The sequence below is a fragment of the Cupriavidus sp. P-10 genome (genome assembly GCF_003402535.2).
Classification (GTDB): domain Bacteria; phylum Pseudomonadota; class Gammaproteobacteria; order Burkholderiales; family Burkholderiaceae; genus Cupriavidus.
The window spans coordinates 709,026-728,775 of sequence record NZ_AP025172.1 but is presented as its reverse complement, the minus strand read 5'-3'; the positions used below and the strand labels follow the sequence as shown (position 1 = coordinate 728,775).

At 59.2% G+C, this 19,750-nt stretch carries 20 protein-coding genes and 1 pseudogene; 4 read left to right on the top strand and 17 right to left on the bottom strand.

Features of this window, described 5'->3' with window-relative positions; translation table 11 throughout:
• The first annotated feature begins 77 nt into the window (after positions 1–77).
• Complete coding sequence (locus CTP10_RS33315) at positions 78–1,136, top strand: DMT family transporter (protein WP_271816209.1); 1,059 nt, start codon at positions 78–80, stop codon at positions 1,134–1,136.
• 27 nt (positions 1,137–1,163) lie between these two features.
• On the opposite strand, the gene CTP10_RS33310 is transcribed toward CTP10_RS33315, so the two are convergent.
• Positions 1,164–1,475 carry an H-NS histone family protein gene (locus CTP10_RS33310; RefSeq protein WP_116324096.1) on the bottom strand — a complete coding sequence of 104 codons (312 nt, stop codon included), beginning with the start codon at positions 1,473–1,475 and terminating at the stop codon, positions 1,164–1,166.
• Between the two features lie 564 nt (positions 1,476–2,039).
• Between CTP10_RS33310 and CTP10_RS33305 the strand changes: the two genes are divergently transcribed.
• The gene (locus tag CTP10_RS33305) at positions 2,040–2,282 is read left to right on the top strand and encodes a hypothetical protein (protein ID WP_271816207.1); all 243 of its coding nucleotides are present in this window, start codon (positions 2,040–2,042) and stop codon (positions 2,280–2,282) included.
• A gap of 220 nt (positions 2,283–2,502) precedes the next feature.
• Here the strand turns inward: CTP10_RS33305 and CTP10_RS33300 are convergent, their stop codons facing one another.
• Positions 2,503–2,895 carry a hypothetical protein gene (locus CTP10_RS33300; protein WP_271816204.1) on the bottom strand — a complete coding sequence of 131 codons (393 nt, stop codon included), beginning with the start codon at positions 2,893–2,895 and terminating at the stop codon, positions 2,503–2,505.
• Between the two features lie 230 nt (positions 2,896–3,125).
• A complete protein-coding gene (locus tag CTP10_RS33295; RefSeq protein WP_271816202.1) occupies positions 3,126–4,100 on the bottom strand; it encodes a LysR family transcriptional regulator in 975 nt (324 codons plus the stop codon).
• Positions 4,101–4,293: 193 nt separating this feature from the next.
• Here CTP10_RS33295 and CTP10_RS33290 point away from each other — a divergent pair, with 193 nt between their 5' ends.
• Both CTP10_RS33290 and CTP10_RS33285 read left to right on the top strand, forming a co-directional pair.
• Positions 4,294–4,989: an SDR family oxidoreductase gene (locus tag CTP10_RS33290; protein WP_116324039.1), complete on the top strand. Its 696-nt coding sequence runs from the start codon at positions 4,294–4,296 to the stop codon at positions 4,987–4,989.
• A 34-nt stretch (positions 4,990–5,023) separates the two neighbouring features.
• Positions 5,024–5,995 carry a zinc-binding dehydrogenase gene (locus tag CTP10_RS33285; RefSeq protein WP_116324040.1) on the top strand — a complete coding sequence of 324 codons (972 nt, stop codon included), beginning with the start codon at positions 5,024–5,026 and terminating at the stop codon, positions 5,993–5,995.
• A gap of 266 nt (positions 5,996–6,261) precedes the next feature.
• Here CTP10_RS33285 and CTP10_RS33280 read toward each other — a convergent pair whose 3' ends face one another.
• The 14 genes and pseudogenes from CTP10_RS33280 to CTP10_RS33220 all read right to left on the bottom strand — a co-directional run.
• Entirely contained in the window at positions 6,262–6,480 is a 219-nt protein-coding gene (locus CTP10_RS33280) for a ribbon-helix-helix protein, CopG family (protein ID WP_116324041.1), read from the bottom strand.
• Between the two features lie 588 nt (positions 6,481–7,068).
• Positions 7,069–7,263, bottom strand: a complete 195-nt coding sequence (locus CTP10_RS33275; RefSeq protein ID WP_116324042.1) for a hypothetical protein — start codon at positions 7,261–7,263, stop codon at positions 7,069–7,071.
• A 14-nt stretch (positions 7,264–7,277) separates the two neighbouring features.
• The gene (locus tag CTP10_RS33270; protein WP_442875257.1) at positions 7,278–7,481 is read right to left on the bottom strand and encodes a hypothetical protein; all 204 of its coding nucleotides are present in this window, start codon (positions 7,479–7,481) and stop codon (positions 7,278–7,280) included.
• Position 7,482: 1 nt separating this feature from the next.
• Entirely contained in the window at positions 7,483–7,617 is a 135-nt protein-coding gene (locus CTP10_RS41365; RefSeq protein ID WP_442875263.1) for a hypothetical protein, read from the bottom strand.
• Between the two features lie 340 nt (positions 7,618–7,957).
• Positions 7,958–8,923, bottom strand: coding sequence for a DUF2971 domain-containing protein (locus tag CTP10_RS33265; protein ID WP_271816198.1), 966 nt, complete (start codon positions 8,921–8,923; stop codon positions 7,958–7,960).
• A 16-nt stretch (positions 8,924–8,939) separates the two neighbouring features.
• Positions 8,940–9,710, bottom strand: coding sequence for a hypothetical protein (locus CTP10_RS33260; RefSeq protein ID WP_271816197.1), 771 nt, complete (start codon positions 9,708–9,710; stop codon positions 8,940–8,942).
• A 164-nt stretch (positions 9,711–9,874) separates the two neighbouring features.
• Positions 9,875–10,246: a hypothetical protein gene (locus tag CTP10_RS33255; RefSeq protein ID WP_116323733.1), complete on the bottom strand. Its 372-nt coding sequence runs from the start codon at positions 10,244–10,246 to the stop codon at positions 9,875–9,877.
• A 174-nt stretch (positions 10,247–10,420) separates the two neighbouring features.
• Positions 10,421–10,990 (bottom strand): hypothetical protein, encoded by a 570-nt coding sequence (locus CTP10_RS33250; RefSeq protein ID WP_233528466.1) that lies wholly within the window; start codon positions 10,988–10,990, stop codon positions 10,421–10,423.
• 107 nt (positions 10,991–11,097) lie between these two features.
• On the bottom strand, positions 11,098–11,604 hold the full coding sequence (locus CTP10_RS33245; RefSeq protein WP_116323734.1) for a hypothetical protein: 507 nt from the start codon (positions 11,602–11,604) through the stop codon (positions 11,098–11,100).
• Between the two features lie 9 nt (positions 11,605–11,613).
• Positions 11,614–11,991: a hypothetical protein gene (locus CTP10_RS33240; RefSeq protein ID WP_147316337.1), complete on the bottom strand. Its 378-nt coding sequence runs from the start codon at positions 11,989–11,991 to the stop codon at positions 11,614–11,616.
• Positions 11,992–13,083: 1,092 nt separating this feature from the next.
• Positions 13,084–15,078, bottom strand: coding sequence for a UvrD-helicase domain-containing protein (locus CTP10_RS33235; protein WP_116323737.1), 1,995 nt, complete (start codon positions 15,076–15,078; stop codon positions 13,084–13,086).
• Complete coding sequence (locus tag CTP10_RS33230) at positions 15,071–17,143, bottom strand: ATP-dependent nuclease (RefSeq protein ID WP_116323738.1); 2,073 nt, start codon at positions 17,141–17,143, stop codon at positions 15,071–15,073. Before CTP10_RS33230 ends, CTP10_RS33235 begins: the two co-directional genes overlap by 8 nt.
• A 67-nt stretch (positions 17,144–17,210) precedes the next feature.
• Entirely contained in the window at positions 17,211–18,632 is a 1,422-nt protein-coding gene (locus tag CTP10_RS33225) for a Shedu immune nuclease family protein (protein ID WP_233528467.1), read from the bottom strand.
• 43 nt (positions 18,633–18,675) lie between these two features.
• Positions 18,676–19,740 (bottom strand): annotated as a pseudogene (locus tag CTP10_RS33220) (tyrosine-type recombinase/integrase); the annotation flags it as partial.
• Positions 19,741–19,750: the final 10 nt, after the last annotated feature.

The window sequence follows — 19,750 nt, the reverse complement described above, 5'->3', positions numbered from 1 at the left end:
TGGGCCACCTGCCGGCGGGAGGCGAAATTTCTTGCAGCGTTTGTTGAAACATAACTGTTGCCATCGCACTGTCTGACATGTCCATTCGTTCTGCCGCCCCCGCGCTCGCTGCTGCACTACTGTTCGGAGCAAGTACGCCGCTGGCCAAAACCCTGACGGGTTCTGTCTCGCCACTGTTGCTAGCGGGCCTGTTGTATCTGGGGAGCGGTCTGGGTCTAGGTGGATACCTGCTTCTAAGAAGGCTTGCTCGGAAGCCTGCTAACCAGCCGCCATCGCAACCGCCAATCCCACGTCACGAGATTCCATGGCTGTTGGGAGCGATCCTGGCTGGCGGCGTTGCTGGTCCGGCGCTTCTGATGACCGGCCTTGTCGTCACGAACGCCGCCTCTGCCTCGCTCCTGTTGAACGTCGAAGGCGTCTTCACCGCGCTTATCGCCTGGATTGTGTTCAAAGAGAATGCCGACCGGCAAATCGTGCTCGGCATGATCGCCATCGTTGCCGGAGGCGTCCTGCTGTCCTGGCAACCAGAGGCCGCCGCCTTGTCCCCGGGTGCGCTGCTTATCGTCGCAGCCTGCGGATGCTGGGCAATCGACAACAACCTTACCCGCAAGGTGTCATCGAATGACCCCGTCCTGATCGCGTGCCTGAAGGGCTTGGTGGCAGGTGCATGCAATACCGGATTCGCACTGGCAGCCGGCGCCAAGCTGTCGGCCGGACTACCGCTGGCATCGGCGCTGCTGATCGGATTCGTTGGCTATGGTGTGAGCTTGGCGCTGTTTGTGATCGCGCTTCGCCACCTTGGTACGGCCAGGACGGGGGCTTACTTCTCGGTGGCACCACTGTTTGGCGTGGCGATCTCTTTCGCGTTATGGCCGGAGATACCCAGTGTCCTGTTCTGGCTTGCTGCAGCGCTGATGGCGTTAGGCGTGTGGCTGCATCTGCGGGAACGGCACGAGCATGAGCATATCCACGAGGCGATGGAACACACCCATGCCCACCGCCACGACGAACATCACCAGCATGAGCATGATTTTCCGTGGGACGGGTTGGAGCCGCACACGCATGCCCACAGGCATGCCCCGATAGTTCACAAGCATCCTCACTATCCGGATATTCATCACAGACATTCGCACTGAAGTGGCCGAGATGAATACCGTTCTTACCTAGGCTTCTTCTGCGATCAGGAACCTTTTGGGGTTCTTGCCAAGCCATGCCGGTTGGCGACCACGGCCGGACCAAGTCTTTCCGGTCTTGGGGTCGCGGTACTTAGGGGGTAGTTCCGACTGCGGCTTGCTTGCACCGCTGCCCGCTGGACGGCCGCGACGGCGCTTGGAAATGTCTTCGACCGTCAAGCCATACTCCGCCATCAGTGTCTGAATCTTCTCGATGACGCCCGCTACTTCATTAGCGCGTACCTCTTCCAGTTGGGCTTCCAGAGCCTGCTTCTGGGACATGAGTTCCTTATAGGATGCCATGCGAGTTTCCTTTCCAGTCAATGGATGTGAGAAGATAGTTTATGGCTAATTGATCTTAGACGCAAAATTCTTTTGACACGATCATCAGGGGCGCTCAATCCAATAGGAAAGCCTCAATGTAATGCCACTTGAATTCAAGGAAAATTGGGCCAGGAGGATCAACGTGAAGAAATGACCGATAATAAGTGAGAGAAGATGCTGCGCTGACTTTTTCGGGTCATTAGGATCCACTATGGTGGAAGCCAGAGGCATCCCTTGGCTGGCTCGCTGGCGGGCCCGTCAAAGCTGGCTGCCGCTGACTATCCTTTGATGTCGTGCGAGCCACATTGTCGAACGAAGTCCACTCTCGGATTTGCCCTACCCTCGGGAGGCATCTTGGACGGTGAGGTCTGTGTGCAGGACAGCATCAGCTCTTCCATCAAGTTTGCGAAAAGTCCCTCACAGCCGCGGCGTGGCCATAGCTTCGAGCGGAATCGCTCGGCAGGCTGGCGACCACTGGCGCGAAAGCCGCCGCCCTGGCGACTGTTGAGACAACGCACGCGGGTCCACCGGCCGGGGGGAATCATGGCCATCACCGAGCAGTTAGCTGGCGGAATCCTGGAATTTCAATCCGGTGGCCACGCATATCAGTATCTGCCATTCGCCCATCCCAGCGAAGCACGCAATGCCCACATCGCCTTCCATCTGGATCATCAACGTTTGGGGTTCGCTAGATTGGGATTTGGAAGCCCCATGGCCACCCCCGCGCCGCGCGAACGCCCAGTTCGCTGGGGCCGACGGCCGCCCCTGACTTTCACCACCGCCTAGGGCGATTCCGAACATTGGGTGCGAACGAACCACACGTTGCTTCAAGGCATCGCTTGGCACCCCAACCTCATTGAGGGCGTTTCCCGACTCAACGACTAAATAGTGAGCACAAGCGGACGCTGAAGTTGCAACCCCCAGCGACCTTGCTGGGGCCGTTTCGGTGGCGGAAGTTAAGCCGTCGCGGATGTTTTGAGCGCTGGTGGCTCGAACGCCTGCTGTGCTATAGGCGTTGGAGCACCAACGTGTCGCCGTCGGCGATCTCAATCGATAGCTGATCTCCTTCCCTCCAGTCAAGGGACTCGACTAGCTCTGCAGACAACGAAATCATGAGATCCCCGCTTCCGTCTGCAGCAGCAATAGCGGTAACGCGCTCAGAAGCCGCTTCTTGCTTCTGACGCACCAAGTACCTCAGAAGAATGGTGCGCAAGGTCGCATCGTCATCCGGAAGTGTAAGCCACGTTGCGCAATTGTCGTCGGAATACTCTGCCCAAGCCGAGACTACCTCCTCGTCGGCCTTCTGGAGTTCAGCGTCATTCAGGCACCTGACCATACGGTCAACCGCTTTGGCGTGTTGCTCCAGGAGGTACTGGCGTTCTGTGGGACGGAGTTTCATATTTGCAGAGCCTCCCTAACGGACAACAAGCACCGGCACTTCAACGCCTGGTGCTCAAGTGCTTATACGGCCAATCTGCAGAGCCAGACCCATAATACAGGCAATGTGCCAGGTGCCTACCTTCCAACGGTACCTATGTGTGCATCAACCCACTTGGAGGCCGGAATTGGCATCCCGGGCTGCCATGGTTTCACCACGACACTGGCCTCATTACCGATAGTCCATACCGCTCATTTGCGTTGCTGTCGCATTCTTTTGCTTTCGCGGGCCACATGGTTCGTTGTGGCGTCGAATTTTTCGGCGTAGCCGATCCGCCGGAAATGCTCGATCACGAAGTTCACAAACGCACGTGTCTTCCCTGGTAATAGCCGTCGGGATGCGTAGTAGAGCGAGATCATTGCCGCGTCGGCGTGCCATTCCGGAAGCAGGCGGACCAGCCGGCCTTCCGCAAGGTCCGTCAGGACGTCCGGCACCGCAAGCATCGCCACGCCCAGCCCGACCCTCGTGGCTTCGCGCATGGATGCGGGATCGTTCATCACAATGTCCTCGTTCACCGCCGCCGTAGCCTGCGCGCCGTTCGGGCCTTGCATGGTCCATTTCCGAATACGGCCTGTCGCAATGCTTCGCATTACAACGCCTCGCAGGCTCCCCAGTTCATCGGGATGGTCAGGCAGCGCCCCAGCGTTGCGCAGATAGTCGGGAGACGCGACCGCGACGATATGAGCCGGCGCCAGGGCGCGCGCGACAATGCCGGCGGACAGTTCAAAGCCGCCGCCGATCGCCAGGTCATATCCCTCATGCACGAGATCGACCTGCCGGCTCTCGAAATGCCATTCCGGCCGCACACGCGGATAGCGCCGCAGGAACTCCGGCAGCAAGGGCAGGATATAGGCCGGACCCACCGTGGGGCTAAGGCTTACCTTCAGCACGCCCGCGGGTTCGGCCGCGCCTGAGGCGGTCTCCTCGATCGCCGACTGCAGCGTGTCCAGACTGCCGCCGATCGCGTCGAGAAACCGCTCCCCTGCTTCGGTCAACGTGATCCGGCGCGTAGATCGTTGCAACAGGCGCACGCCGAGATTGCGCTCCAACATAGCGACATTGCGACTGATGGCAGCCGGCGTCAGCCCCAACTGGCGTGCCGCCTCCGAAAAGCTCCGAAGTTCCGCGCTCTTCACAAAACTCTCCAGATTGGCCAGGGTTTCCATAGGCTTTCAACGATTGCTTGAAGATGGATCAATTCTAGACCACCTAATCACGCGGCAATCCTCGCTCTATTCTCTGCACCTAATGCAACGCCATTAACCCAACGCAACGCATCGACTCAGGAGCAAAGACACGAACACGAGAACCCTTCCATTTGCCGGCAAGGCTGCCCTCGTCACCGGCGGTTCCCGCGGCATCGGTGCCGCCATCGTGCGACGCCTAGCCCGCGACGGCGCGGCCGTTGCCTTCAGCTATGCCGCTTCGGCGGATCGTGCCAACGCGCTGGTCGCGGAAATCGAGGCCGCCGGTGGCCACGCGGTCGCCATCAAGGCCGATCAAGCGGCCGCGCACGAAGTCCGGCACCTCGTTGCGCAGGCCCATGCCGCGCTGGGTCAACTCGACATTCTGGTCAGCTCCGCCGGCGTGTTCGTGACAGGTCCGGTCGACGATGCGGCGACCGACGTCGCCGCGCTCGACCGGCAATTCGACGTCAACGTAAAAGGGGTGGCGACTGCCGTGCGCGCGGCCGTTCCCCTGCTGCGCGATGGCGGCCGCATCATTTCCATCGGCACCACGGGCGCCGTGCATATTCCGTTCGCAGGCGCGGCAGACTATGTCGCCTCCAAGGCCGCCGTGGCCGCCTACACTCGCGGCTGGTCGCGCGACCTCGGCCCCCGCAACATCACCGTCAACCTGATCCAACCGGGTGCCATCAACACCGACATGAATCCAGACGATGGCCCCTTCGCCGAGACGCTTAAGAACATGACGTCGCTTGGAAGGTATGGCCAGCCCGAAGAGATTGCTGCGGCCGTGGCGTTTCTTGCCGGCTCCGACGCGTCCTACATCACCGGTGCGACCCTAAACGTCGACGGCGGCCAGTCAGCCTGACCACGCAGCCCACCCGAAACGCAAGGAGACGACGATGGCTCAGATCATTCGCATGTACGAGACGGGGGCGCCGCAGGTGCTCCGTCTGGAACAGGCAGACGTAGGGATGCCCGGCCCCGGTCAGGTACGCATCACGCAGGACGCCATCGGCGTCAACTTCGTGGACACCATGGTGCGCAACGGCAGCTATCCCGTGCCGCTGCCCACGGTGCCAGGTTTTGAGGGCGCGGGCACGGTAACCCAGGTTGGGCCGGGCGTCAGCGGCCTGGCCGCCGGCGACCGGGTGGCCTACTTCTTTGCTTCGGGTGCCTATGCAAGCGAGCGGCTGATTGACGCCGAATCGCTGATCCAGCTTCCGGACGACATCTGCACATTCACCGCCGCGACATTCCTTGCGAAAGGGTTCACGGCCTGGATGGCATTGCGTGCCCTGCACCGGCTTGAGCCAGGCCAAACGGCCATTGTGACTGGCGCTTCGGGCAGCGTAGGGAGCATCCTGTCGCGCTGGGCGAAGGCACTTGGCGCAACTGTGATCGGCATTGCCGGCTCTCGCGACAAACTGGCAAAGGTACGTGCCGGCGCCCATCACGCCCTATATGCAGGCGACATCGCTCTTGGCGACGAGATCCGTGCAGTGGCCCCGGACGGTGTAGATGTCCTGTTTGACCTCGTAGGACAAGCCACCTCAGATGAAGCGGCGCAGGCCGTGCGAGCGGGTGGCGGCATCGTGGCCATTGGCGCAGCGTCGGGTCTTCCCCTCACCGTACCAGCGGATCTGGCGCAGCGCGGCATACAGATCAAGCGCGGCGGGACACCCCAGTTTGTCAATGGCACCTCCATTGACGCGGCATCGGCCGAACTGTTCTCCCTAATTCGATCGGGCGCCTTCCGCGATATCGACGCCGTGCACTTCGAGCTCGCCGACGCCGTCCGTGCACACCAGTCAATCGAACAACGCACGCTGGGCGGCATACCGCTGCTGGTTCCAAACAGCGCCAGGTGCTGACGGGAACGCGCACAGTGGTGGACGACAAGATCACTGTATGAGCGCGATTACTTCAACCCCGCGGATTTTGAACGTCAATTCGCAGGATGGGAGTCTGAATGAACCGGGAGCAGATGGGCTGGGATCGGGCACTTTCAGCATAGGGTGCCTAGCTGCACCGGAACATCGGAATATCATCGACCAGAGAGCCCACCGGCGTGACTAGCTCGAGCTGGCCAAGGGGCGCCATTGGACGAAAGTGCCATTTGGCGCTTATTGAGCGCCGTTCACCACTCCGAGCGCCGCTCCAGCTGGTATTCGACGCCGTCGATCTTCTTGTCCTTCCACAGCCCGAATACGTCAGCTCCAAGCCCCAGATTTCGCTGCGAAATGTACGTCTTGACGGCATCTCGGATGACAGCGGCCCGTGACCGATGCTCGGCCTCCGCTATTGCCGCTAATTCCTCTATTTGCGTATCAGGTAAATCGATCAAGATTCGGCCCACATCTGTCTCCGATTGCGCAATATGCACGATATACCACACTGCAAGCGTCTTCAAACTTGGCTCCCCGTATCGCTGCCGCGACGGCACTAAAGAGCTTCTCAACTTGAGCGGTTAGTGCAACACCATCTTTCACCAAAGTCGGAACCGTGATTTCGATTCTGCGGTGATCATGCCTTTTCCTTCGATCAACGGAGGGTGCGCGACCTACCACAACGAGCACATTCGTAGAACTTGAAACCGCTGTCGTTGAGAATGTAGTGGTAGTGAGGACTCTGTTGCCACTCGTGCCTCCCCAATAGGCATGCCACCCAGCCGGTCCAACTCTTGCGGATCCCGTGCATCGCCTTATCCTTGTCGTTGGGACGCGTCATCTTCCCCTCGTCCCCTCGTCCTCTTGATCGATTGTAATGCCATCCCCTTCCCTCGCATCACGGACCTCACCGCTTCGCGTGGTCATACAAGACCGCCGAAGGAATCCACCCCGCCATTCGCATCACGTGTGCCCACGGCTTGGATGCCGCCAGCGATCGTCACAAGCACTGCCGCCGCAAAGGTTATGTGACCGGCACTTCTCCTCGACCTCCATTGTCAGGCGGCTTTGGGCCTAGCTTTTCCCGCCCTTACCATCCGCAATAGCAGGGTTCTCGCTATCGACTCGATACCGCTACCGCCGATCGACGTCATCTCCATATAGCCGCCGTCGGTCATAACAGTGACTACGCCATCCGATTCATGGACCTCGCCAACGTATCGCTGGCCATCCATTTGCACTTCAACTTCCATGATCTTTCCGTCTTTCAGCGCGGGTCGCGAATCACCACAAAGCCAGGATCGCAATGGTCTCGACCCGCCTCGATGGCTTCCTCTTCTGATTCGAAAGCTCCGGCATCTGCCAGGTTCGGCGTGTAGCCAACGTCTCCGCCTTGCGGAAACAGGTAGTCGTTTCCCGTGCGGACAAGCCAGCCCTTTCGGGTGCTATCCGGCTTCATCATCTTGTCCACCTTAAATCCTCCAGAGCATTGCCGCGTCAAAGATATGGCGGTGAAACGTCCTTCCGAGAATCCATGCACATAGGACACCGTTGCGTGGCCCCGAAGGCTTGCTCTGCGAATAGTCCCCGACCTCTTCCACCGTCATGCCTGGTCCGCCGCTCTTGAGCCTCACGACGTCGCCCACCTGAAATGTACTCATCCGTTCTTCCTGCTCATTTACTACTTCAACCGATCAAGCTGACCCGCAGGCCAGTGTATGCGTCCATCACCGCGGAGGGCTTGCCAGCCCTAGCCGCGTTCAACCAGACCAGCGCAAAACCAGCCTGGTTGAAGTCGACCTCGCCCTTACGTGCCCGTCACGCAATATAGACCTCCTCCGTCCACACCGAGACGTTACCCACGCCGGTGAGGTGTACCAACCCCTTAGCAGCGTCATTCAACAACTGCTCTTCCATTGTAAGATTCCCTTGGTGGATTGCTTCTGGTTACGACGGCCGGAATGGCGTCGAGGAGGCCCTCAATCGACTTGCAAGCGCGGGGCGTTCAAGTTGCAGCATCCTAAGTGCGGCCAGCCTTGATACACCTGTATGCGTCGGCCCGAGAATGATTTGGTGCACAATATTGTCAAGACCGAAGTCATCGCCGGTGACTCCGTCGATCGGCGCCAACTTGAGCTTCAGCTTCGGATGCACTCCGTCTGCGCCAATGTGGTAGCCGAACATGGCGGTAAGACGCCCCGCCGAATCTCTATCTCTGAAATGGACGACACGCCACTCTTTCTCTTCCTCAAATCCGCGATGCTTCGAGAACAAGGCGAACTGCTTTAAGCGCTCGAAGAACGCCGCTGCGGCCATTGGGGCGCCGTCCTTTCGCACCTGTTGCCGCTTCAACTCCGCGGCGAGAACATCAAGCCTTTCACTTATCCATGCCCTTCGCTCTTCGGCGGTGCCATAATCGACGGGGGCGATGATAAATGGTGATTGTTCGTTTGCATTGATCCTCTTTGTATCAACCACGATGGCTGCGCCACTACCATTTCCACCGTACCCGCGCCACATCGATAGGCGACCATCGACATCCTTGGCCTCATCATGCTTCGAAAAGCAAACGACATACGTGTCAAACGCGTGCTCACTCTCAAACCGCCGGTAGCAAGCCGATAGGCTTTCGATGAACTCCGCATAGTAGCCGTGCTCTTCGCAAGTCGCCCGGAGGAGCGCATGCGATTCCCCCGCGCGCATGCCCTCACTCAACCCGTACCGCATCTCCTCGTAGTCATTCATGTTGAGAGGATTGGAGAACCAAAGCTCCGCTCCCTTCACGATATTGACCAAGTTTGCCACCGACGTATAGTGGGCGAGCAACGGCTGCTCCACAGGAAAGTGCTTGTCCTCGTCCACATCGCCCCACAGTGCGGGCACGAGCGCGTCGTATAACTCTGTCCCTTGCATATCGTTCTTTTCCGCGTCACATCAGTTCGAACGGGGACAGCACGCCAGCGAGCCCGGCATGACCATCGTCGACTAACCACAGTGTTGGTTGATTCGCTTGCGCACCGCTGAGGAGGTCAGACACCTCGTCCTCCGGCCCAACCACGTGCGCCGTAAGGAGGTCGAGTGCATTGTTCTCCAAGCCCGCAGCGTCTTGAATAGATATGCCCAGGGCCAACTTCCTGTCATCATGTCGTCGCAAGAATTTCGCCATGGATACCTCTGGAACCAGCTTCCAATCGCCGATCTTGACAGGGAGGAACGTGAACGAATGCATCAGCATCAGCTGGCGAGCGTATGCAACTGGCTGCCAGGAATGCACGATGATGGGTGACCGGACCATGTAGTCCTTGACCTTCGTTCGTACCAACTGTTGCTCTTTCATCAAGGCCTCCTCCAAACCTATGCACAATTCAATCGCTGCGGTGGTGACATGTCGCGCGTATATGCCGGCGTGCATGGCGTCGTTGCGCGCGATTTGCACGGTTTTATATAGGGCGTCAAAGCGGGAGAACAGTTGCGGAAATCGGTGAGGCATTTCGCTGAATACAGCAGAGTCTTTCGCTAATACTTGTATCCGGGGGAGGTAGTGATTCATCGTCGCCTCCCTTCCATATAGGCGAAGACCTATTGCCTCCACAGCGAAACAGATCTCACTGAACGCCTCGGCGTCTGCCAAAGCTGCATAGCGCGATGCGCGCAAGCGGTCGCGATAGTGGAGGCGCTCGTCCCACTGAAGTGTTTCCATTTCGCTGCTTTACAGGTGTGCCAGCGGCTCGCCATACAACGCCAGCAGAGCATTGGCCCGGTCGGCGTCTTGACCACGGGACGCTCCGACGTCCCGCGAGACGTTGATCGCAAGTCTAAGCGAATCCGCAAGAGTCAGTGCTGGCATGGCGTCTCCAGCGCATTTCAGACTTTGAACTTTGGCCCGACAGATGCACGTGCCGTGTACTTCTCGAGCACCGTGAAAGGGTCGCTCTTGTACGCGTCAATCCATACATGGACCATGGCATCACACCTGCCCGCGACGATTTCCTTTAAGGACCCACCATTGTAGGCAACCCCCGGGCGCAGCTTTTCGCTCACCTCGGAATCCGGGTTAAGGACTGCAATCACTTCACCGTCTTCGTGGCTGCCATGTGCGCTGCCGACCAATAACACGGGCTTTGGTACCCCATCGACGTTCAGCGTAAACACCCCCTTGAAACTACCGCCATGGTCAGTGTGCTTCAGTGCGCCGAGGAAGATGTCAGTGGCAGCGTTCACCAAACGTTCGAGCACCTGCCATTGCTTGCGGCAAAACTCATCGATTCCCTCATTTCCAGTGGTGACTCAGCTGTAACGGCCGCGCGCAGCTTCGGGTAAAGCGCCCGCCGCGTTCGCTAACTATCGCGGGGGCCACCTCCGCATCAGAAGCGGGGACTATCGCCGTTGTGATTTCCATTGCTTTCCCGATCAAATCGAAGCCGGCGCGGCCCCGAGGCGCCGTAGTAGCGCAGCAACTTCTTCAATGCCAAACATCTCTTCTGCAGGTGGCTCGACGCCACGCATGGTCGCAACAGACAACGTTGCGCTCCGTGCGGCCACGCGCTCGCGCCAGAGCGCCTGTAGTCCCGCTACGAGCAGCACACTGGTGGGCTCACCAAGCAATGGTGCCAGATCAAGGTCGCCGATCTCGACACCCACCTCCGTCCCAGTCGCCTGAGGGACGCCGCGCACGTAACGCTCGGCCTCCTCCGCGCTTGCGAGGACTGCGCCGCCTGCCTTGTACTCGGGCCCATATCGACGCGCTGACCAGGTGCCATCAGGGCGAGCAGTGACCTCTCCCAAAAACTGACCAGCCTGGTCCTGGATGGGATATGTCTGCAAAGGATGCTCCCTGATTGCAGTCGCAGTCGCGATGAACTTCAGCATGTTCTGTGCTTGCCGTTCGGTAATCTCACCTTTAGCCAGGGCCGCGTTGATCGCCCCGACATCATTGCCGAATCTCAGTTCAGACAAGCGTTTCGCATTGGCCTTCGGCATGTTAGCTTCTTCGCATCTCAGGGGTTCTTCGTTGTGCACCGGCCTCGAACGGCGCAGCCACGCAGCGGGGCCATTCGAGATCACTATCCCAGATAACCATCTGGGTTTCAGGGCTCGAGTCGGCCGATGGCTTGTTTCGCAAGCCAAGATTCCAGCTTACGGTGAAATCGCCCAAAGCCAACTGCGGCCGCGACCGATGCAACCAGTACCACATAAAAGGCATACGACGAAACACTGTGCGAGGCGTATGCAAAGGAAATCAGGAGCAATCCGCCGGCAGATGCATTGATCAGGCGTAGCGGGACACGCACATGTTCGTAAAAACCATACGACTTCTCCCCCAAGAACAAGAAATACTCGTTAATAAACGCGGAAAGAAGAAAAAGTGGAATTGCGATGCAGGAACAGATGATGCTGGCTACCGCATCATTCGTCCTGAGTTGAGTTTGTACCATGGTCAGTGCAATTGCGACGCATACGCCGGCAGCACCGAGGCTCGCGCTCCGGTTGATCGAAAACTGATCGTGGGAATGCTCCGCAGCAAATGCTTTCAATACCGCATCTTCGTTTGGAGCGGCTTCCATATGCCCCGCCTTGGCCAGCGATGAGTCCATTGCTCGTTCCTAATGCCTCGCCTGAAGCTGCAAATGCGCCCCGTTCCAATACCTGACGTCGAGGTGCACGCGGTGGATTCCTCCCCTCTGCGCAATAGCATGGGCCACCCTCTGCCAGCTATCGCTAAGTTCCGGCGTCAGGCCGATTACCGTTTTCCAGCGTGGCAACGTTAGGTCAAGATTGGCCTCCAGCGCATCGTGCTTCAGACCAGCCGCGACGTGGCTATCTAGCGGCACTTCCATCCACGCCTCCACCCGGTCAAGGCGATATGCTTCACACATGAAACGGTTGTAGGCACAGTTGCGCAGAAAGATGTTGACGAACTTTCGCGCGCTCCCCCAATGCTGTGCGTCCGCCGGAAGACGTTCGATCAATGCGCCGGTCAACTCATCCAGTCGTCGGCGATAGGCCTGCGGGGAGTTCGCCTTGATGGACCTCAGGTCGCACGCCTGCAGGAAGGACCTCGCTGCTTGAATCGTCCCGACAGGCCCCATTCCACGGGCAGTCGAAGCACCAATCAACGGGTATGACAATCGGGCCCGAGCCATTTGACCGCATTGCTACCCTCTTTTCCGGCTCCTGAACGATCGCTGGTGAAGGAGGAAACCTGCTCATGCATGATGTCGGGCCAGTAAACATTTCGCCGGCAAGCCCTGTCGAAAGACCGCCGCCGGGTCCCCTGTCATTTACACCCTATCGAGGCGACCCCGAATCTGAACTTGAATTGTGGTGCCACGCCAGAATCTCTTGGATGTATGCACGGCCCATCTCTGGCAAGCCCCGGGAGTCAGATGACTCACTCGGTAAGAGCCACTTGTCGAGCGTCTGCTTGGCCACGCTGAGGCGTGCCGCAAACTCTTCGCGCGTCATCCCGGGTTGGTTCATTGCCTCCCGCAGAAAATCCTGCTGGGCGGCTGGATAGCGTTTCTGCTTGGATCCCATTTATCCCAATTTATGTTGGTATAATTTCCCTGGTCACTTATATCCCCAGCGGGGATTATCGTCAACCCCAATAAATGAGGGAATCGAAGCTGCCGCACGCCTCCCGGAAGTCGCGAGCGGCCGCTGCGCTCTACCCGAGCACGATAATGAAGATGTGCCACCACATGGCGATCTTCTTGCACGACACCCGGTAATCATGGGCTCTGGTGACCCGATTGAACTCGCGCAACGGGACGGCTTTTTGCGGCGATATACGCCGGATGACACCTTTGGCTTTTCGCCGCAATCCGTGTGCGTCAAAAAAAACAGAGTCCCCGCAGCCTAGGATGCTGCGGGGACTTATAGAATGCTGGGCCCCGGGGAGAGAGGCGTCAGCTGGCACGATGGATGTCTCCGCTTACCCCGCCAAGCTCGGAAGCGCCCATCAGTCTCTAATATACGAGGCGCTAGCTAACCGTGATGTTGCACACGCATTACAAGATGGCAATCCAGGCCGGGCGTATGCAGCAAGGCTACGGGGATACCGGCGTAGCGCGCTAGGTTTCGGCGACATTGCAATCGACAATATGCCAGCCTCTTCCCTGAAAGGCCGCTAGATCTCCCTTGCCCAGGGCATCGCGCCGCATCGCCAAACACAGCATATGGGACGGTCGGGTCATGGCAACGTAGTGCAGTTTCAGACGTTCCTGTAGCGTCGGAGTTTCTGCCGTGTTGTCGCCATTCCCTTTTGGCTTTTTTCCGGTAAGCCACGGTAGCAGTGCCTTCAGTTGGTGCGTCTTCTGAAAGGACTCGAGGACTAGCGTAGCGGTATGCGTCTCCCCTTTCACCCCGTGAATCGATGCGAGCCGAATCGACACTTTTGGATTCTTGTCAGGGTACTGAAATTGATTGACCATACGTTTCGCGTCAACATTCTCTTGGGCAGTCGACTCTTCTGTCCACGTGAGAAACTGGAGGGCCGCCCCGTTGGTGATGGGCCCTCCCGTAACCCCAGCGGCTAAGGCCATCAACTTTCGGTGGATGGTGTCCTGCCATTGGTCCGCAGACACATGGCCTCGCTGTACGATGAGGATATCCAGAATCGCCAAATAGCCCCTGCGATCCCCGTCGCTGTTGAGTAGCGAAAGCAGGTGCCGATGAGCGTGGCGGCCAGTCGGGATGGTTTGATCTGGACTTGAAAGCTCAATGAGCTTGAGCATTGCCTCCGCGCAACATCGCGTTACTGGATGGGTGCTTCGGGTTTCCTCCAACTCCAGCCTTGCGCGCGCGAGAAACTGGAGAAACGAGGCTGGTTTGGGCTGACGCCCGGCGAGTTCGGGAAGGTAGTCAGGCGCATAGTGCCCCATGAACCGTGGCAGATGGTCGTCTTTATCGGACCGATGAACTCCAGCGACCGCGGTGAACTCGCCTCTCGCGAGCGCCTCGTGATCAAAGGATTTGAGCAAATGGCGCGCATAGGCGGGAAGCACATTCAAGACCGACGTGTCATCGAACAGGAAGAGCGTGTTCTTGCAGGTGGCGTGCTGGACTTTCGCTGGCGTCGGTCCCTGCCCAACAAGCGCTTGGGGGCGAACCCCCAGCGGCGCAGACACCAAGGCAATCTCGTTCCCAAATCGAAAACTATTCGGCAGATCCGCCTGTTTGGACCCCGGAAAGTAATCGGTTACGGCGCCGCCGGCACCCGATGCATGATAGATCGCCTGATTAGAATCACCGAAGCGTTGACGAATCACAGGATCCTCGCCGTCCACGAGCAGCCGGTGCAGAAATGCTGCTTGCAACTCACAATTATCTTGGACTTCGTCAATAAAAACGAAGGGAAAGCGACGACGAATCGTGTTGATGACATGCGGGTGACGATCGAGCAATTCCGATGCCCAAATGAACATTTCATCAAAGCAATAATACCCCGCCGCTGTCGACGCCTGGCAGGCGTCAAGCATGGCCTTGTATGTCGGCGTTGCACTGGAATACTCTTCCTTCGGCCCTCCCGTGTAATCCGGTCTGGTGTACGTCAAGGACCACCATCCCATACGCTTTTTGCCGAGACCGAGTTGAATGTTCCATGGGATCCGGCGCCACCGATCCTGCAGTGCAATGTCGGTATCAATCGCCCTGATGGGGAATCCCTTGGAACGCAGCCAAGGCACTGCCAGAAACTCATTCACGAACGAATGGATTGTGCCAACGAAGTGGGGGTGGCGCAGCAGGCGTACGCCGGCGCTTGATGCGCTCAAGCGATCGCCAATTTCAGTCCTGGCGGCATTGGTATGCGATAGCACACAGATCCCATGGCGGCTCGATGTCCATCGGTTGGCAAGAATTGCCAGTTTCGCGACCAACAAGGTTGTCTTCCCGCTGCCAGGACAGGCCTCGACATCAAGCGTGTCCAGGGACTGCATGACGGTATGCCGCGGATCCTCGCTCCCCTCCGCCGAGAAGGCGTTATCTGGCAACCCCATGATGGCACAGGCCCACGCGATTTCCGTATCGCTGATAGGGCTGAAGCTTGGCGCAATCGGTTCACGCATGATCGGCCCCCTGTGTCATCGCTGGGCCGCTCGCGTCGTCAAGCGCATTGTCAGCAGCCTTGGCCTCAGGCGTCGACATAGGTAGCGGTTCAAACGGCTCAGTCACATGAGCGATCGCATCCCGGATATATTGAGGAAGGCGCCAAAGCAAACGAGCCCGTTCCTTCTCGTCCCGCCGCACGCTCGACTCCAACAGTTCCGCCAAATACTGCGCGGCAATCGCCTTCGACACGCCCCCGGATCTGGCGAAGGGCTCGTACACGTGCGAGCAACGTTCCTCTTGCGACAGGCTAGCGATCTTCTCGTAGGCATGCAAAGCGACCCACATGACCCGAAATGGCGTCGTCTTCTTCTCGTTCAGCTTGTCATCGGCGTCGGCCAGGGCAGCCGCTAACCACAGTTCCTTCTCCAAGCCGAAGTACGCAAGATCGTACTCAAGCGTCCATTCGTCCGCCACGAAGGTGCGAACCTGCTGCTCCTGGGCTTTATCGCGGATCTTGTGCCGCCTCGATTCGAGCCCTCCCGGCAAGAAGTCGCTCTTTACCCTCCAGCGGCGCTTGGAACCGGGCAGCTTGGGGATGGTCGCGCCCACCTCGATCTTCCCCACAATTTGCGGCGCACAATCGGGCATCACATCCATGTCGGTAATGCACGCGACCGGGACTTTTAGCTCGCGGCTAATGCCTGGATTCCGACGCATGAAAATCCGACCATAGCGGCTGAGTCCAACACCCCCAACATTGACGACGGACACCCCAAACCGTTCGAAATCACGTCCCACCAGCCTTGCTAGCGTCGGAAGCAGGATGTTTTCCGCATCCCCCTCGACGATGACGACCCCACGGGCGAAGAACAGGTTGGCCTTCGTCACGTCAAGGAACCGTTGTAGAAAGCGGTAATCGGTTCTCTCCAGCTTGGTCTGGCCCTCGCCCATCGGATAGGCGCGGCCGTCCCGTACGAGTACGAGGTTGTCCAGTTTCACGTGGGAAGCCAGATTCGGACTGTGCGTGGTCAGGATGACTTGAATTTGCTGGCCATCCGGCCGCTCCCGAGATGCCTGATCCGCGAGGAAGCCCATCAGCCGCAGCTGACGTTGCGGATGCAAGTGAGCCTCCGGTTCCTCAATGATTAGCAGCGGAAAGCCATCCTCCTCCGTGCCTAGAAGCAGAAGCTCACAGGCCATAAACAGGACATTGTTCGAACCCAGGCCACGAGAGTGTGCGTCTTCCGACAGGTCGTTTGAGCCCAATGCGACTTCAAGCTTCTCGAGCAGCGTTCGCAACCGGGTACTGTCGTCGCGATGTCCGTTAATGCGAACGCGGGCATTCAGAGTATCCCCAGAGAAGGACAGATGCCTGAGATAGTCGTCGTTCAGCCGTTGGCGGGTCACTGTCACACCGCGCGACGTTTCGATCAGGTAATTCGTGTAGTCACCGACGCCTAACACGCTAAGATCTTCGGGCTTCAGCGTGTGGAGCACCTGGACGTCAAACTCGATGCCGTCCTTGATCTCCTTTGTATGCTGCAGAATTTGGGATAGCCGGGACCCCCGCCCTGCCGACATCGCGCGTTCGGCGTCACGCAACGGCCGTAGATAGGTTGCCTGAAGCTGGAAGCGGGCTTCCGAGTCCAGTGAGGGGCCGTCACCAATGGCTCCCGTCCGCCATTCCACCGGCAGGTATTTGCGCAATCCAACCCCACCCTCCGTCCGCCGAGCAATCCACGTCACAATGAGACGCGGCTCGGCAAGGCCGTCTTCGTGGTAGGTCAGATACTCGGCAAATGCGGCTCTGTCGCTTGGCGTTAACGCCGAAAACGTGAGCTGAATTCTGATGTCCTTAGCACGCGCCCCCGCGGGCGACTGATGAAAATCGGTACTATCCAGTCTCAGCGACTCCTGGTCTCGCGTGCCAATCACCAGACGTAGCGCGTCGATGATGGCCGTCTTGCCAGCGTCATTTTCCCCGACTAAGGCTGTCAGGCCGGGGTTCAGCGACAGCTCAAAGGCGTCATCGCCTGCGCCAAACCGGCGAAAATTCTCGATATGGATCTTGGAGATATACACGAATTCGACCTTCTCAGATTCCGGTGACGCAGCAAACCGGTTTAATACAGGGATCGGTGTTGTCTGATCAACTCGCAGGAGCCAGGTGTTGCAACAGAACCCGCAGCTTGCCTAATAGCTCGTCAAAAGTTACCACCTCGACATTCTTGCACGCGTTGCGGAAAATTTCGAAGCTGCGCCGCTGCCGTTCCTCCGTGGGCGTCAAGCCGGCAATAATCACGCATTTCGTCGCGTCGGGCCGGGAATCACGCAGCTCCGGCCGAATCTGGTGAGCAAGCCAGTTGCTGTGCAGGGCACTCTGCTGGTACAGCACCTGCGTAATGGCCCCGCTCAGCTCGGCACTTGGTCCATACACCTCGCTGTTCCGGTACGCGGCGTTCAGCATGAGCATGGTCGAAGGCTTCTTGATCTCGACAATCGCCAGCGATTGCCCCAGTTCCCCGAGCAAGAAATCGCCAACTTGCGCCCCAGAGCCACTCAAACTCGACCCTTGCGCGTGAAACTGGGTATGAAGCAGGCGAACGGGCCGAGCGAACAGCATCGTCAGGATGAAGATGTTGGTCTCGAAAAAGGACTGCCACCGGCCTTCCGGTAGCGTCTGTGCCAGCATCCCCTCATAACGCTCGATCATGCTGGCCAAGGTGACCCGCTCGATTTCGGCATGGAGCTCCATTAGCTCCTCCGGTGCTTCATGGGCAATCAGCGCGGCATTCTCTCGCACGGCCCGAACGGTAGCGCGCCGCTGCGCGCGAACCGTCGCGGTCGATTGACGCGTTCGATCCAGACGCACCTCAACGAGTTCGCCGGTGGCCCCGACTTGGACGATCGGCGGAAAGCGCTCGGGGATTAACTGGGTCAGCAGGGTATTCCGGATGTGCGTGGTCTTCGCCAACTGGACACGACTGCGCACATGCCGATTCGCTCTGTCCAGCGCGTGCCGCAGCATGTCCAGTTCTCCCTCGGGCATCACAACCGCGCTGCCTTCGAGCTTGGTCTCGCCGTCTTTGGTCACGATGAGCGTGTCGACACCGGTAATCTGCTGGATGCCCAACCAGATTGCATCCAGCTCCTTCGTCAGTCCAAGGCCGTAAGCGCAATCATTGGAGGCACGCCAGGGCAGCGCCGCTTCAATGAGCGAGACCGCGGCCTCCGGACTATCGGGCATCGCATGCTCTTCGCCACCCTGGAGGATGATCGTCCGAATGCGCCCATGCCGAGGCCTCAAATAGCGCTGCGCATGGGGATTGGTGTGAACGGGATACGTCACGATGCTTTGCGGCAGAATCCGCGCCAGTAGATGCCACTGCCCCTCCGGCTGCGAAATCCAATCATCCGGCCCATGTTCCGACCGTGCAAAGGTCTGGACGTAGAGATCCCTGCAGGGAAGACTTCCGTCGGCGCCTACTGCCAGCCGGAAGCTCGGATTCATGACTTCACTGTGGTCGTAGACGGCGGCTGACTCGGCGCCAGTCACTGGTTCACCTTCCATATATTCCTCTCACGCGGGTTCGTTTTCGCTCCGGATCGCTCGGCTAGTCACGATGAACTGGGAAGGCCGTCCCAAGTTGTCGTGCCCGCCTCACTTCGTCTCCGTGCAGATAGGTTGAGGTCGTAGAAATTGAGGCATGACGCAGATTGTCCCGGACCGTCGTCAGTTCGGCGCCTCGGGCCAGCGCGTGGGTCGCATGGGTATGGCGCATCCAGTGTGGACTCGCGTGCTGCAGCTTCTCGGCCGCAGCCGGATGGTCGCTGGCGATCAGCGCGCTAGCCTGCGCAAAGAATCGCCGCACAACGTGCCACAGATGCGTACTGGTGATACCGGCTGCCATGTCCTTACCCAACCCGCCGACGAGCGGCGTCGTGGGATCCCATCGCGCCGCCGCCATCGGCAGGGCGCGCGCGACGAGGTAATGATCCAGCGCCGACCGAGCCAACGGCGGCAGCGCAACCCGGCCGGCGCGACTGCCCTTCCCGATCAGCTTGAGCCAGTGATCGCCCTGGCCGTCGGTCTCGATGTCACCGAGGCTTGCACCGACCAGCTCGCTGGCACGCAGCCCGGTGGCGTAGCCAAAGTCCAGCACAAAGCGCAGCCGCTGCGCGGCTGGCGCCTCCCAGCCATACGACCACTCCAGGCCATCGGCAAGGGTGCGGATCAGCAGCCATTCGCCTTCGGTGAAGGCATGCGAGCGGTCCAACGCCGCCGTGCGCCCCCCGCCCCGCACTTTGATGCCCGCAAACGGATTCGCCAGCAGATAGCGTTGCTGGATGAGCCAGCGGAACAGCGCGCCCAGGATGGACATGGCATGGGCGGTGGAGCGGGCCGACAAGGCGCCGGTGAACGGGCGCCAGTCTGGCGCGCTCCGCGGTCTGGCTGACCCGACCCACCGCGCAGCGGGCCCCGGCCGACGCAGGAAGCTGCGGTAGGCCGTCGCATCTTCCGTCGTCAGCGACGATAACGGCCGCCCGCGTTCGATAATCGCCCAAAGGATCAGGCGTTCGGCCTCCTTGCGGTACGTCCGCTGCGTGGCCGGGGCTTCGTGCAACGCCAGCCAGGCCTGGATCGCCGCGTAGTCGTTATCCGCGTTCAGCGTGGCCGATCCCGCCGAC

What these genes read in the sequence shown, in the direction of transcription:
- CTP10_RS33315 (WP_271816209.1), top strand. Translation starts at nt 78, where the DNA reads ATGTCCATTCGTTCTGCCGCCCCCGCGCTCGCTGCTGCACTACTGTTC.
- CTP10_RS33310 (WP_116324096.1), bottom strand. Translation starts at nt 1,475, where the DNA reads ATGGCATCCTATAAGGAACTCATGTCCCAGAAGCAGGCTCTGGAAGCC.
- CTP10_RS33305 (WP_271816207.1), top strand. Translation starts at nt 2,040, where the DNA reads ATGGCCATCACCGAGCAGTTAGCTGGCGGAATCCTGGAATTTCAATCC.
- CTP10_RS33300 (WP_271816204.1), bottom strand. Translation starts at nt 2,895, where the DNA reads ATGAAACTCCGTCCCACAGAACGCCAGTACCTCCTGGAGCAACACGCC.
- CTP10_RS33295 (WP_271816202.1), bottom strand. Translation starts at nt 4,100, where the DNA reads ATGGAAACCCTGGCCAATCTGGAGAGTTTTGTGAAGAGCGCGGAACTT.
- CTP10_RS33285 (WP_116324040.1), top strand. Translation starts at nt 5,024, where the DNA reads ATGGCTCAGATCATTCGCATGTACGAGACGGGGGCGCCGCAGGTGCTC.
- CTP10_RS33275 (WP_116324042.1), bottom strand. Translation starts at nt 7,263, where the DNA reads ATGGAAGTTGAAGTGCAAATGGATGGCCAGCGATACGTTGGCGAGGTC.
- CTP10_RS41365 (WP_442875263.1), bottom strand. Translation starts at nt 7,617, where the DNA reads ATGACGGTGGAAGAGGTCGGGGACTATTCGCAGAGCAAGCCTTCGGGG.
- CTP10_RS33265 (WP_271816198.1), bottom strand. Translation starts at nt 8,923, where the DNA reads ATGCAAGGGACAGAGTTATACGACGCGCTCGTGCCCGCACTGTGGGGC.
- CTP10_RS33260 (WP_271816197.1), bottom strand. Translation starts at nt 9,710, where the DNA reads ATGGAAACACTTCAGTGGGACGAGCGCCTCCACTATCGCGACCGCTTG.
- CTP10_RS33250 (WP_233528466.1), bottom strand. Translation starts at nt 10,990, where the DNA reads ATGCCGAAGGCCAATGCGAAACGCTTGTCTGAACTGAGATTCGGCAAT.
- CTP10_RS33245 (WP_116323734.1), bottom strand. Translation starts at nt 11,604, where the DNA reads ATGGACTCATCGCTGGCCAAGGCGGGGCATATGGAAGCCGCTCCAAAC.
- CTP10_RS33235 (WP_116323737.1), bottom strand. Translation starts at nt 15,078, where the DNA reads ATGCGTGAACCGATTGCGCCAAGCTTCAGCCCTATCAGCGATACGGAA.
- CTP10_RS33225 (WP_233528467.1), bottom strand. Translation starts at nt 18,632, where the DNA reads ATGGAAGGTGAACCAGTGACTGGCGCCGAGTCAGCCGCCGTCTACGAC.